The sequence below is a fragment of the Psychromonas aquatilis genome (genome assembly GCF_038155185.1).
Classification (GTDB): domain Bacteria; phylum Pseudomonadota; class Gammaproteobacteria; order Enterobacterales; family Psychromonadaceae; genus Psychromonas; species Psychromonas aquatilis.
The window spans coordinates 1-14,314 of record NZ_JBAKAZ010000014.1 but is presented as its reverse complement, the minus strand read 5'-3'; the positions used below and the strand labels follow the sequence as shown (position 1 = coordinate 14,314).

General features: G+C 38.2%; 11 protein-coding genes and 1 tRNA gene. 9 read left to right on the top strand and 3 right to left on the bottom strand.

Features of this window, described 5'->3' with window-relative positions:
* Positions 1-67: 67 nt before the first annotated feature.
* The 8 genes from nadK (at position 68) to ychF (ending at position 8,058) form a co-directional block, all read left to right on the top strand.
* Positions 68-967 (top strand): NAD(+) kinase, encoded by a 900-nt coding sequence (nadK, locus tag V6256_RS05510; protein WP_341597075.1) that lies wholly within the window; start codon positions 68-70, stop codon positions 965-967.
* A gap of 143 nt (positions 968-1,110) precedes the next feature.
* Entirely contained in the window at positions 1,111-2,790 is a 1,680-nt protein-coding gene (gene recN, locus V6256_RS05505; RefSeq protein WP_341597074.1) for a DNA repair protein RecN, read from the top strand.
* 194 nt (positions 2,791-2,984) lie between these two features.
* Entirely contained in the window at positions 2,985-3,593 is a 609-nt protein-coding gene (lolB, locus tag V6256_RS05500; RefSeq protein WP_341597073.1) for a lipoprotein insertase outer membrane protein LolB, read from the top strand.
* A 10-nt stretch (positions 3,594-3,603) separates the two neighbouring features.
* The gene (gene ispE / locus V6256_RS05495) at positions 3,604-4,458 is read left to right on the top strand and encodes a 4-(cytidine 5'-diphospho)-2-C-methyl-D-erythritol kinase (RefSeq protein ID WP_341597072.1); all 855 of its coding nucleotides are present in this window, start codon (positions 3,604-3,606) and stop codon (positions 4,456-4,458) included.
* A gap of 80 nt (positions 4,459-4,538) precedes the next feature.
* Entirely contained in the window at positions 4,539-5,486 is a 948-nt protein-coding gene (locus tag V6256_RS05490; protein WP_341597071.1) for a ribose-phosphate pyrophosphokinase, read from the top strand.
* A gap of 231 nt (positions 5,487-5,717) precedes the next feature.
* Entirely contained in the window at positions 5,718-6,350 is a 633-nt protein-coding gene (locus tag V6256_RS05485; RefSeq protein ID WP_341597070.1) for a 50S ribosomal protein L25/general stress protein Ctc, read from the top strand.
* Positions 6,351-6,352: 2 nt separating this feature from the next.
* Complete coding sequence (gene pth / locus V6256_RS05480) at positions 6,353-6,943, top strand: aminoacyl-tRNA hydrolase (RefSeq protein WP_341597069.1); 591 nt, start codon at positions 6,353-6,355, stop codon at positions 6,941-6,943.
* A gap of 23 nt (positions 6,944-6,966) precedes the next feature.
* Positions 6,967-8,058 (top strand): redox-regulated ATPase YchF, encoded by a 1,092-nt coding sequence (gene ychF, locus V6256_RS05475; RefSeq protein ID WP_341597068.1) that lies wholly within the window; start codon positions 6,967-6,969, stop codon positions 8,056-8,058.
* 69 nt (positions 8,059-8,127) lie between these two features.
* Here ychF and V6256_RS05470 read toward each other — a convergent pair whose 3' ends face one another.
* The 3 genes from V6256_RS05470 to sbcD form a co-directional block, all read right to left on the bottom strand.
* Positions 8,128-8,892: a DeoR/GlpR family DNA-binding transcription regulator gene (locus V6256_RS05470; protein ID WP_341597067.1), complete on the bottom strand. Its 765-nt coding sequence runs from the start codon at positions 8,890-8,892 to the stop codon at positions 8,128-8,130.
* 105 nt (positions 8,893-8,997) lie between these two features.
* A complete protein-coding gene (locus V6256_RS05465; protein WP_341597066.1) occupies positions 8,998-12,705 on the bottom strand; it encodes an AAA family ATPase in 3,708 nt (1,235 codons plus the stop codon).
* Positions 12,702-13,928: an exonuclease subunit SbcD gene (gene sbcD, locus V6256_RS05460; RefSeq protein ID WP_341597065.1), complete on the bottom strand. Its 1,227-nt coding sequence runs from the start codon at positions 13,926-13,928 to the stop codon at positions 12,702-12,704. Before sbcD ends, V6256_RS05465 begins: the two co-directional genes overlap by 4 nt.
* A gap of 246 nt (positions 13,929-14,174) precedes the next feature.
* Here sbcD and V6256_RS05455 point away from each other — a divergent pair.
* Positions 14,175-14,251 (top strand) — tRNA-Met (locus V6256_RS05455).
* Positions 14,252-14,314 lie beyond the last annotated feature (63 nt).

Sequence of the window (14,314 nt, the reverse complement as noted above, 5' to 3'; positions counted from 1 at the left end):
GCCTGTTAATAAAAACATTTTTACAGGGTATACTAAAAACCTCTCAATTTTAGTTAACAGGCATTTTATGAGTCGCGACAATAAACAACAAGGTGAGTTCAAAACCATTGGTTTAATTGGCAAACCTAAACATAGTGAAGCATTACAGACCTTAACTAGCTTATATCAATTTTTACAAGCTAGAGGCCATAATATTGTTGTTGATGTACGTCTAAGAGGTGATTTTGAAGAAGCCAATATCAACTATGAAAATTTAGTTGGAATTGGCCAAAAATGTGATTTAGCAATCGTTGTCGGAGGCGACGGTTATATGCTCGGCGCAGCTCGCGTCTTAGCACGATTTGATATTTCAGTTATCGGAGTGAACCGAGGTAATCTAGGATTCTTAACAGACTTAGATCCTGATGATTTTGAGCAACCACTAACAGAAGTACTTGAAGGTAATTATCAAACTGAAAACCGTTTTTTACTCGAGGCTCAGGTTTATAGTCATGGCCATTTAAAAAGCAGCAGTACCGCAGTTAATGAAGCGGTATTACACCCAGATAAAATAGCCCACATGATTGAGTTTGAAATATATGTAAATGATAACTTTATGATCAACCAACGTGCAGATGGCTTAATACTATCAACACCAACCGGTTCAACAGCTTATTCTTTATCGGGAGGCGGTACTATTTTAACCCCTAAATTAGATGCCATTAGCTTGCTACCGATGTTTCCTCATACCCTCAATAGTAGACCTGTAGTGATTGATGCTAATAGTGTTGTCCGTTTAAAACCGGCATTAAGTAATACTACCGAAATGCAAATTAGCTGTGATAGCCACGTTAATCTTTCAGTTTTACCTGGTGATGAAGTTATTATTAAAAAAACACAGCATCAACTAAAATTAGTACACCCTCAAAACTATAACTACTTCCATGTTTTACACACTAAATTTGGATGGGGACACAAGCTTTACTAGATAACATTACACTGCATTAAAAATGTATATTTAGCATAAAATTGGCAAACAACACTTTACTGTTTAAAAAAACAGTACTAAACTGTGTTTTTAAACAGTAGTTTATTATAGTTGTTGTAATATCATCATAGGATGCCAATTTTATGCTAAGCCAATTAACTGTTCAGCACTTCGCCATCGTAAAATTTTTAGAGCTTGATTTTCACCAGGGAATGACCACTATCACCGGTGAAACAGGCGCAGGTAAATCAATTGCCATTGATGCATTGGGTTTATGTCTAGGAGCAAGAGCCGATGCCAGTATGATCCGTCAAGGCACAGATAAAGCAGAAGTCAGCGCACGTTTTAACCTTAGTGATACACCTAATGCATTAGTCTGGTTAAAAAGTAATGATCTTGAAAATAGCCTAAGTGACAATCCCAATGAATGTTTATTACGCAGAGTGATCACCAAAGAAGGACGCTCACGCGCTTACATAAATGCCATCCCAGTGCCTTTATCTCAACTAAAAAGTTTAGGGCAATTATTGGTTAATATTCATGGTCAACATGCGCATCAAAGTTTATTACGCAGCGATATACAGCTTTCTATTATTGATGATTACGCAAACCACCAACAATTATTACAAAAAGTAAAAGATACCTACCAAGGTTGTCACTTTCTTCAAAAGCAATTACAACAGCAGCAATTAAGCCAACAAGAAAAGCAAGCCCGCAAACAACTGCTTGAATATCAAATTATTGAATTAGACGAATTTGCACTAGGTGAGGGCGAGTTCACTGAAATTGAAACTGAACATAAAAAATTAGCAAATAGCGGCGCATTACTTGAAACAACACAAGTCAGCTTAAACTTATTAGCAGATTCTGATGAAGTAGATGCACTGACATTATTACAAAAAAGTATTTCTTTGCTGGAGTCTCAAGTACAACACGATAGTCAACTAGAAGGCATAGTCACTTCATTACAAGAAGCGGTGATACAAGTTGAAGAAGCAGGCTATGAATTGCGTCAATATAGTGAAAAACTAGAATTAGACCCTGAGCAGTTTGAACAACTTGAATCTCGCTTAAGCCAAGCGATGACACTATCTAGAAAACATCAAGTTCAACCTGAGATGTTGTACGATTTCCACCAAAAGTTAAGTAAAGAATATAAACAGCTTAATAATAGTGAAGCTCAAATTGAACAGTTAACGCTAGAGTTAGAAACAGCGAAACAAGATTATGCAAAACACGCTCAAAAACTTAGCCAAAGCCGCCAACGTTATGCTAAAGAGCTCAGCAAAAAAATCACTAAGAGCATTCAAAAATTAAACATGGAAGATGGACAGTTTGAAGTCGCCATGACACAACATAGCGCTGATAGTTTGAGCCCATTGGGGATTGATGGCATCGAATTTCAAGTCGCAGCGAATGCTGGTCAAGGATTACAAAATCTAGGAAAAGTGGCTTCAGGTGGTGAGTTGTCGCGCATCAGCCTAGCTATTCAAGTTATCATTAGTCAACGCGTAGCAACCCCTACCCTCATTTTTGATGAAGTTGATGTGGGGATCAGTGGTGCAACTGCAGCAGTTGTAGGTAATTTATTACGTCAACTAGGTGAGAGTACACAGATATTCTGTGTAACACATTTACCACAAGTCGCCGGTAACGGACATCAACAGATGATCGTTAACAAGCACAGTGATGGCAAAACAACTAATACCAATATGCAATTATTAGATGAAACACAGCGTGTAGAGGAATTAGCAAGACTACTAGGTGGAGATAGTATTACCGAACATACTTTAGCGAATGCCAAAGAGTTGTTAATTAATTAAACAACTATGCCTTGAATCAGCAACCTATTGCTTGGTTATGGATAATCAAAACAGATTGACCTAAAACATTTTTTTATTAAATCCTTGCCTATCGGTGAGGATTTTTTTGTTTTATCAAGCAAGTGAATAAGAACAAAGAGTTCAGTAAAATAATTTGTTATATTAAAAGTCTCTATTAAAATTGGCTGAACACAATGAAAAAAATCTTACTCACACTAGCAGTATTAACGCTCTCTGGTTGTTCTTTAATGCAACCAACTGAAGATCAGGCCACTGACAGCAATTTAAGTTGGGAGCAACAACAAACAAAGCTACAGCAATTAGACAACTGGACTCTCACCGGTAAGCTCGCCATTTTCACAGAAGATGATCGACAAAGCGCTAATTTATACTGGCAGCAAAAATCTAATAATTACGATATCCAACTCTCTACTTTTATCGGCACTCGAGTATTACAAGTCAATAAAGATGGACCACAAGTTAAGATTATTAACAGTGATGATCAAACCTTTGTAGGAGAAGATGCCAATACACTGATACAACAAATTGTCCCTGGATTAGACCTGCCTATCGCATCATTACAACAATGGATAAAAGCAAATCCAATGGATGCCTCATACCAGTTAAATGATCAACAACAGGTAAGCGAACTATTAGGTTACGACGAAAGTGGACACAGTTGGGAAGTAAAATACCAAAACTACCAAGCTTATTCAGGTTACTACCTACCTAAAAATATAGAGCTTAAGCGAGACTCAATTCGCTTGAAAATAGCCGTTAGTCAATGGAATATCACGCCTTAAAGAGTTACTTATGTTATCAAACCCAATACGCTGGCCTGCGCCGGCAAAACTAAATTTATTTTTATACATCACCGGACAGCGTGCTGATGGCTATCATAACTTACAAACATTATTTCAATTTATAGACCGCTGTGATTACCTCACAATCACGCCTAATAAAACAGGCAAAATAACCCTTAGCCCAGCACTCCCTGACGTGCCCCTTGAAAGTAACCTTATTTATAAGGCAGCCATGTTATTAAAAGAGCATGCTGGTTGTGATTTAGGTGCACATATCGAACTAGAAAAAAATCTCCCGATGGGTGGAGGACTGGGTGGCGGTTCATCAGATGCAGCAACCACCTTAGTCGCCTTAAATTATCATTGGCAACTAAATCTAGATAAAGCAGTGCTGTGCAAACTAGGGGTAACATTAGGTGCTGACGTGCCTATTTTCATTCATGGAAAAGCCGCAATTGCAGAAGGTGTTGGCGAAGTCCTTACCTCTGTACAGCCAAAACCCGCTTACTATTTAGTAGCGATTCCAAGCTGCCATATATCAACCCCTAGCGTATTTAAAAATCCTGATTTAAAAAGAGATACAAAAAAGCTTTCACATGAACAACTTATGAGCAATAAATGGACAAATGATTGCCAGCCATGTGTTAAAAAAATGTATCCTGAGGTTGCTAATACCATCGACTGGTTGTTAGAATACGCCCCGACTCAGATGACAGGGACGGGAGCATGTGTTTTTAGCACATTTGACCATGCAAGTAATGCTGAGTTATTAGCTAAAAAAACGCCAAAGTGGTTGAATTGTTTCACTACTAAAGGCTTAAACATTTCACCTCTAAGTGAATTATTAACCACCAAAACAGACTAATTAATTGCCTATCAATTAATTACACTCGTTAATGTCTATATGCCATTAGCCAAATCAACAGGATGAAAGAGGTCCTCACAGTGCCAAACATGAAATTATTTGCAGGTAACGCAACACCTAATCTAGCTAAAAAAATTGCTGATCGCCTTTTTATAAAACTAGGAAGTGCAGACGTAGGTCGTTTTAGCGATGGCGAAATCCATGTACAAATTAATGAGAATGTTCGTGGTGATGATATTTTCATCGTGCAATCAACATGTGCCCCAACCAATGACAACTTAATGGAATTGATTGTAATGATCGATGCCCTACGTCGAGCGTCAGCTGGTCGTATTACAGCGGTAATCCCATACTTTGGTTATGCTCGTCAAGATCGTCGAGTTCGTTCAAGCCGTGTTCCAATCACAGCAAAAGTAGTTGCAGACTTCCTTTCTAACGTCGGTGTTGACCGTGTCATGACTGTTGACTTACATGCTGAACAAATCCAAGGCTTCTTTGATGTGCCTGTTGATAATGTTTTCGGTAGCTCTGTGTTACTTGAAGATATGTTAGAGAAGAAGCTAGATAACCCTATGATTGTTTCTCCTGATATCGGTGGTGTTGTTCGTGCACGTGCACACGCAAAACTATTAGATGATGCAGATTTAGCAATCATCGATAAACGTCGTCCAAAAGCAAATGTTGCACAAGTAATGCATTTGATTGGTGATGTTGAAGGTCGTAACTGTATTATCGTAGATGATATGATTGATACTGGTGGCACACTGTGTCAAGCAGCTGCAGCACTTAAAGAACGCGGAGCATTATCTGTTTATGCTTACGCAACACATGCTGTATTCTCAGGCTCTGCTGCTGAAAACATTAAAAACTCTGTCATTGATGAATTTATCGTAACTGATTCAATTCCATTATCTGCTGAAGTTATTGCAACAGGTAAAGTAAAACAGTTAACATTAAGTGGTATGCTAGCTGAAGCAATCCGCCGTGTAAGTAATGAAGAATCTATCTCTGCGATGTTTCATTACTAAAAAATCAATGAGATAAATCGTCTCTTTGTAGGATCAGTTTATAGAAGCGCTTATTTGTAATAAATAAGCGCTTTTTTTTCGTATTTAATTTGTACAAAAGCCTTTACTGAGTTACTATAGCGCGCCTTTTTTATACGCCCGTTTGGGGAGAAAGGCGGTTATCGCTGGTCGCAAACGATAATCTATTTTAATTTGAAAAGGCATATTGTCTTTTCACAATGGAGTTTTACCATGTCAACAATTACATTAGTAGCTACAAACCGTACAGACTTAGGGAAAGGTGCGAGCCGCCGCCTACGTCATTCAGACCAAACACCTGGTGTTGTATACGGTGCAGGAAAAGAGCCTGTTTCTCTAACTTTCGAACACAAAGAATTAATGAAAGTTGAAAAAGTTGAAGCATTTTACTCTTCAGTATTAAACCTAGAAATCGACGGTGTTGCTGAGCAAGTATTGCTTAAAGATATTCAACGTCATGCTTTCAAAGAGCGCATCCAACATTTAGATCTTTTACGTGTTGATGCTAGCCAAGCAATCACTACAACTGTACCTCTTCATTACTTAAACGAAGAAACTGCAGAAGCTGTTAAAAACGGTGGTGTTATCGCTCACTTAGCAAATGAATTAGAAGTAACTTGTTTACCTGCTGATTTACCTGCATTTATCGAAGTTGATATTGCAAACGTTGAAATTGGCGAAACAATTCATATTTCTAACGTTGTTCTTCCAAAAGGTGTTGAATCTGCTGAGCTTATCAAAGGCGAAGAGCATGATTTACCACTTCTAGCAATCACTGCTAAAAAAGCAGTAGTTGAAGAAGATGAAGCTGAAGAAGCAGCTGCAGAAGCAGACGCTGCTGAGTAATCGTGTCAACTACGATTAAATTGCTTGTGGGCCTGGCTAATCCAGGCCCCGAATATGCAAATACTCGACATAATGCCGGGCAATGGTACATACAACAACTCGCCTCTCTAGAAAATATCCAATTAAAACCTGAAGCTAAGTTTTTTGGACATACCGGACGCATTCAAATTGCCGGTAATGATATTCGTTTATTAGTTCCAACCACTTTCATGAACCTCAGTGGAAAAGCTGTCAGTGCAATGGCGAAGTTTTATCAAATCAAACCAGAAGAAATTTTAGTCGCTCACGATGAGTTAGACATGCCTCCAGGTATCGCAAAGTTTAAACTGGGTGGTGGTCATGGTGGACATAATGGTTTACGTGATATCATTTCCAAATTAGGCAACAATAAAAATTTTTACCGTTTACGTATTGGTATCGGCCACCCTGGCGATAAAAGTCGTGTTAGCGGTTATGTACTTGGTAAAGCAACAAGTGCAGAACAAAATTTGATCGAGCAAAGTATCGATGAAGCGGCACGCTGCACCCCTATTTTAGGTGCAGATGGAATAGAAAAAGCGATGAATCGCTTACATAGCTTCAAAGCACAATAACAAATAATCAATAGGATAAAATCATGGGTTTTAAATGTGGTATTGTCGGTTTACCTAACGTTGGTAAATCTACCCTTTTTAATGCGTTAACTAAAGCAGGCATTGAAGCGGCTAACTTTCCTTTTTGTACAATCGAGCCAAATACGGGCATCGTTCCTGTACCTGATCCACGTTTAGATAAACTTGCTGCTATTGTTAATCCGCAGAAAGTACTACCTACTACAATGGAATTTGTTGATATCGCCGGCCTAGTTGAAGGCGCATCAAAAGGTGAAGGTTTAGGTAATAAGTTTTTAGCGAATATCCGTGAAACAGATGCCATCGGCCATGTTGTTCGTTGTTTCCAAGATGAAAACATCGTTCACGTTGCTGGTAAAATCGATCCTCAAGAAGATATTGACACTATCAATACAGAATTAGCACTTGCCGATTTAGAAAGCTGTGAACGTTCTATCCTGCGCTTAACTAAAAAAGCAAAAGGTGGCGATAAAGATGCAAAATTTGAACTGCCTATTTTAGAAAAAATTAAAACGCATTTAGAAGCTGATGGCATGGTGCGTAGCCTAGATCTTGATAAAGAAGAACTAGCAGCCATTCAATACCAAAGCTTTTTAACATTAAAGCCAACAATGTACATTGCTAACGTCGCTGAAGATGGATTTGAAGATAACCCATATTTAGACATCGTACGTGATATCGCTAAGAAAGAAGGCGCAGTGGTTGTTCCTGTGTGTGCTTCTATTGAATCAGAAATCGCTGAATTAGATGATGAAGACAAAGCTGAGTTCTTAGAAGGTATTGGTCAAGATGAGCCAGGTTTAAACCGTGTAATCTATAGTGGTTATGAACTATTACACCTACAAACTTACTTCACTGCTGGCGTTAAAGAAGTACGTGCATGGACAGTTCCAGTAGGTGCAACAGCGCCACAAGCTGCTGGTAAAATTCATACCGATTTTGAGCGTGGTTTTATCCGTGCTGAAATTATTGGTTTTGATGATTTCATTGCTTGTAATGGTGAAGCTGGTGCAAAAGAAGCCGGTAAATGGCGTCTAGAAGGTAAGTCATACATTACTAAAGACGGTGATGTGATCCACTTCCGCTTTAACGTTTAATAGCGATAGTAAAAAATAATATCCTAAAAAATGGCAACTTCGGTTGCCATTTTTATATATATAACTAGCCTATCTATCAGCACAAATCTTAATATCAATCCCTTGCTCTGCAAATAAACTTAACAATTTAGGATCTGAATTCGAATCAGTCACTAAATAATCAATCTTACGTGCAGAACAAATTTTATGGGTGCTCATCTTTCCTAGTTTCAAGTATGAAGCTAAGGTAATAACTTGCTCAGACTGCTCAATGATAGAGGCTAATGTCTCTGCTTCATCAATATGACCGATACTTAACCCCTGGCTTGGATGCAAAGCACAAACACCCAGAAAACAACTATCAAAATGAATTTTTCTTATCATCGCATTCGTTGTTGCCCCCAACGCCATTACCGCTGGCTTAAACACTTTTCCACCGAGCATAATTAATTCAATATTATTATGGTGGATTAATTGAGTCGCTACTAGTGGGCTAGGTGTCACAACGGTAAAATTAAAATCCGTAGGTAAATTCATGGCTAATTGTAAACAGGTACTGCCTGAGTCAATGAGAATCGTTTGCCCTTCTTTTATTAAAGGGATTGCAGCCAATGCGACACGTTGCTTTAATGGATCAACTTCTTCATGTCGCTCTCGATACTCTTGATTTTCATGTTGTAACGGTAAAGCGCCACCGTGCACACGCCTTAATTGCTTTTGCTCATCCAGCAACTTTAAATCACGTCTTACCGTATCTTCAGAAACCCCTAACTGCACACTTAATTCGGCAGCGTAGACACGCCCTACTTGGCTTAATAATGCGAGTATTTTACTGTGCCTTTCTGGTTGTAACATAACTATCCCTGCTGTTTTTTCTGTGATTTTACTTAATAATGCAGGAATATCCAGTCATCAACGCCTGACTTTTGCACGGAAACGCGTTAATCAATAATGACAACACTATTTACTCTCCTTCTTGAATTGATATTCTGAAGATAATTGACTAAATCCTGCTGATGCCCCCTTGGTCACATGAATTTGATGATTAATACGCTCTTTTAAAGCATCAACATGAGAAATAATACCGATCAATTTACCTGAGGCATTGAGCCGCTCAAGCGCTTCTAGTGCAACTTCCAGTGTATTAGCATCTAAGGTGCCAAAACCTTCATCTAAAAATAATGATTCTATCTGTGTTTTATGGCTCACTAAGTTAGATAGCGCTAATGCTAAACCCAAGCTCACCAAAAAGCTTTCTCCACCTGATAAGGTTTTCACATCACGCACTGCATTTGCTTGCCATAAATCAATCACCTGTAATGCTAAAGGTTGCTTGATATTACGTTGCAATTGATAGCGTTGATGTAGATTCGCCATTTCTTTATTAGCGAGATACACTAGGTTATCCAAAGTCACTCCCTGTGCGAAGGTTCTAAACTTAGCGCCATCAGCTGACCCAATCAGCTTATTAAGCATCTCCCATTGCTCCGCCGTTTGTTGTTTCAACTGTTGCTGCTTAACAATCCCCTGTTGCTTTAATTTATTTGCCTGATTAGATTGTAATAAACCAAATTTAGTCGCATAAGTGGTTTGATGTGCTTGGATTTGTTGCTGCAACGCTACGATCTCATCTTCAACTTGCTGTAATGACTTGTCCGTCAATTTAATGGCTTTCAACTCAGTTTGTTGATTCAATAAGGTTTCTAGACGTGTATTTTCTTTTAGCAGGTCATCTTGAAGTTGTTGGCGTTGAGAGAGTAATGATTGCATCTCTTCAGGTGCTAATCGTGCTTTAAGGAAGGCAGCTTGATCAACAAATGCCGAGTCTATTAAAGCCTGTTCAAACTGCGCAGACTTTGTTTCACTTTCAGTCAAATACCGCTGTTCTGAAGCGGTTATTTGTAAGATCTCCCCTTTTACCGCCTGTGCAACATCTAACTCAGTTTGTAATGCTTTATTAATTTTTTCAAGCTGCGCTTGGCTCGTTGCTAATTTCGCATTGCTATGGTCACGTAATTGTTGCTCGCTTTGTTCACCGAATTGCTGTGTTCTTGTTAATTGCAGTTGCTCAATCTCTTCCATTAATGTTTTTGCTTTATCATTAACTTCAGCTAATACTTGTTTTTGTTGTTGTAAAGCCTGATCTTGCAGTTGTACTTGTTGTGTTAACTCGGTGAGCTCTGCTGTTATCTTTTGTTCATATTGTAATTGAGTCTTATATTGCTCCACTTGCTCTGTCGCTTGCTTAACCCATTGTTGTGGTGCGTCAAACAATAATTTACTCAATTCCTGATGGTGAATAATCTGCTCAGGTAAAGCATCCGTTACCCTTGAATGTAATATTTCAACTTTCTGTTTCGCTTCAGCCAATTCTTCCTGTAATGAAGCTATTTTCTCCACCAGCCTTTTTTCTTCATAGCTATTTTGTTGCTGCTTTAAAGACAATTGATGTTGTTGTTCTGAAACACTTTGTAACTGCTTTTCTAAACCAGCATGATCTTGTTGTAGTGCTCTTAGTATTTCCACCTGCTGCTGAATCAGGTTTCGCTTACTTTCAACTTCTTCGCTTAACTGAATTAACTCCGCACTACTGGTTGCCTCATAGGAACGGTTTTTCAAATACCCATGATTTAACCAAAGCTGTTGTTTTTCCTTTTTATCAGTTAACAGTGATTGTTGGGATGCTTGTAACTCCCTGAACTGCTCAACCTTAGATTTTAACTGACCGTTTAATTCACTATAAGCGGATCTCGCTTTATCTAATGCCTTTTGCAATTGCTGTAAACGTAATTGATGCTCGGGTACATCAATCTTTTGATAATTCACTAAAGCTGGATGCGACAGTGAACCACATAAAGGACAGGGTCTATCCTCTTGTACCTTTAATTGCAACTCAGCTAAGCTTTGAATAATTTGCTCTTGCTCTAATAGTTTTTCAGTGTTGGTGACATCAACAACTAGTTGCTTGCCTTGTTCCTTTAGATTGTGTAACTGAGTTTGATCATCATTAATACTACTATCTAAACGAGTTAACTCCCCCTGTTTTTTAAATAACTCTGCTTCAATAAAATCTAATTTTTCTGAGATAGGCAAGCCAGAATGAATTTCTTTTAATTCACTTTGCAATAAGGTTAATTGTTGATTTGCACCATCTAAAGAGCCCTCCGGCAACACCTTATTTGCACTATTTATCTCATCAGTTAACTGTTTTAACTTAGCCTGTAAAGGGCTCATACTGGTCAGCAAAACTTGTAACTCTTGATTTACTTGCTCGGTACTTGATAAAAATAACTGCTTTTTCTGTTCTGCTTCGCTTAAAGACTGCGATACGTTAAGGGCTTTTGCTTTTGTCTCATCCAACTGTGTTAGTTGTAATGTCACACTAGAAAGAGCATCACTCAGTGCCGGCACATAATCTTGCTCTTGTAACAAAGCTTGGCTTTCTTTGAGCTGTGCTTGGTAACCTTCAGATTTCTGTTGCATTAGCGTTAGCTCGCTTTGACTTACATCGACTTGCTTTTGTTTGCTTGCTAACTCTTCTCGTAAGCTGTTTTTCTGTGTTGTTTTATCACGAATCGCAATATCTAAAGGCACTAATACTTTATTAATTTCATCAATAACTTGTGTCGTTTCTTGCTGTTGAAGTGACACATTATTGTCTTGTTGTAACTGCTGTTTTTGTAAAGATTCAATTGCAACACGGTTGGCTTTTTCTTTTTCGATAATATTGCTTAATTGCACCTTAACTTTGTTATGCAACTGTAGCGCGTATTGCCATGATTCATAGATAGGTCTAAGTTTCTCAGCCTTCTCGGCATTAACTAAGCTGGTTTCTTGGCTTTTAAAAGCAGTTTTTTTCTGCTCAAGACTTTCAATCTTACTTTTTTGCTCTGCAATCGTTTTATCGTACTTAGCGTTTTCCTGTAGCCAACTTACCGCTTTATCCAATGTCTGCGCTTGCTTTGTAAAGCTTTTTTGTTGTATTTCAAGTTGCTTAACCTCTTCAACTAAAGCTTCTTCCTCTGTTTCATCTAAAATACTTAATACTTTGGCTTGTTCCGTTAACACTGTTAGTTCAGCTTGTATCTGTTTATTTTGCTGATAAACATATTGCGCTATTTCACAATAAATCTCAGTTCCTGTTAGTTCCTCTAATAATTCAGCGCGTTCACCACTTGAAGCATTAAGAAACGCTGCAAAGCCACCTTGAGCCAATAACATCGATTTAGTAAAACGAGAAAAGTCTAACCCTGTTAGTTCCGTGACTTGTTTTAATACCTCACTACTTTTTGTCGCTAATACTTGTCCAGCAATTTCACTTAACTCACATAAAGGAGCCTGTAAATTACCATCGGCATTATTACGAGCACGCTTTTGCGACCAATACACGCGATAGGCTTTATTTTTAACCGCAAATTCCACTTCCGCTAAACAATCACCTGTACCGCGTGTCATTAACTCATTTTTGCTTTGTGTTAACTTATCTAAACGTGGGGTTTGTTGATATAAAGCCAAACATATCGCATCTAAAATAGTGCTTTTTCCAGCGCCGGTTTGTCCGGTGATTACAAACAATGCATTATCTTGAAAGGCTTGATCTTGGAAATCTATTTTCCACTCACCTTTTAAAGAGTTTAAATTTTTAAAACGTAACGATAATATTTTCATGATTGATGCTCCACAGCCGATAGAACTTCAGCAAATAGCCCTTTGAGTTGTTTTTTCTGTTCATCACTTATATTGTCTTCAATATCTAAACGATGCTCAAACAACTGCACAGGCGTGACATTCTCTAGGCTTTTTTTATCATTTTCCTGCCATTGATTGGTTTCATTAATTTGTGGGCTGCTAACTTTTAAAATATCAATGCTCGTCCCTTCTACCAACTGGCTTAGGTAAGTGTGCAAATCTGACATATATTGTGCTTGCTTTAATTTCACTTCCACCCAAATCGTTTCACCTTTTAACGAGTCTTTAAGGGTATTAATTTGCTCTGTAATGGCATCTAGGTCGCCACTGATAATATGTAATTCTTGAAAGCGAGGAATATCAAACTCATTCACCTGTAAATCATGTTTATCGCTAAACTCTATAATATTGACTTTTTTAGTCTGTTTACTTTCATCAAAACTTAATGGAATCGGTGAACCACAGTAGCGAATTACCTCAGATTTCTGTACGCGTTGTGCCTTATGCAGGTGACCTAATGCAATATAATCAAATGCAGGAAATAAAGCGGCAGGAAAAGCCGTTAAGGTACCAATATAAATTTCACGTACCGAGTCAGAAACAGAGCACCCCACTGTCGTTAAATGGCCACTGGCGATGATTGCAGTATCAGCAGGTAACTTTTGTTCGTTAATTTTATTTTTCGCTAAATCATAAAGTGATTGATACGTAGTGGAAATACCTTGCTGTAAGGACAACTGCTTTTGTTCCGCAGAGTTACCTTGCTCGCTAAGCATCACATCATTAGCTCGTAAAAAAGGTAGTGCGCACATCAAGGCCTGTTGTTCACCCGTTTTATCTTTTAAGTGAATTAAATGATCTGACAAATCATCACTTAACCCTGCGAGTACAGATACATTTAATGCACTTAACAAGGATTTGCTTTCATTAAGTACCGCCACACTATCGTGATTACCTGACACAATGACTAACTGCGAACAAAAACTTTGTTGTAATTGCACAACAAAATCAGCATATAACTTACGTGCATAAGATGCAGGTGACGCACTATCGAAAATATCACCAGCAACGATCACTGCATCAACTTGTTGTGCATTAACTAGATCAATTAACCAAGATAAAAAAGCTTGATGTTCATTTTCACGTGTTTTCATCATAAAATACTGGCCAAGGTGCCAATCTGAGGTGTGTAATATTTTCATGTACCACTAATCCTAAGTTTAATTCCCTTCAGTTTAACTTTTTCAATAGCAGAAAGCTTAATTCAGGGTTGTTTTCTAATATGTTTGCACAAAATAAAAACAACTTGTTTATCAATTAACCAAACAAACAAAAAAATAGTTTTTTTATTAAAAAGTAGTTGACGATGTAGTTCGATATCCGCATAATGCGCCCCATCGAAACGACGCACTGTTTAACAGAGCCAAGTTGAGATTAAAGTAAAAAATGGCTACATAGCTCAGCTGGTTAGAGCACATCACTCATAATGATGGGGTCCCAGGTTCAAATCCCGGTGTAGCCACCATTTACTTTACGCGGAAGTGGCGGAATTGGTAGACGCGCTAGATTTAGGTTCTAGTATCGCAAG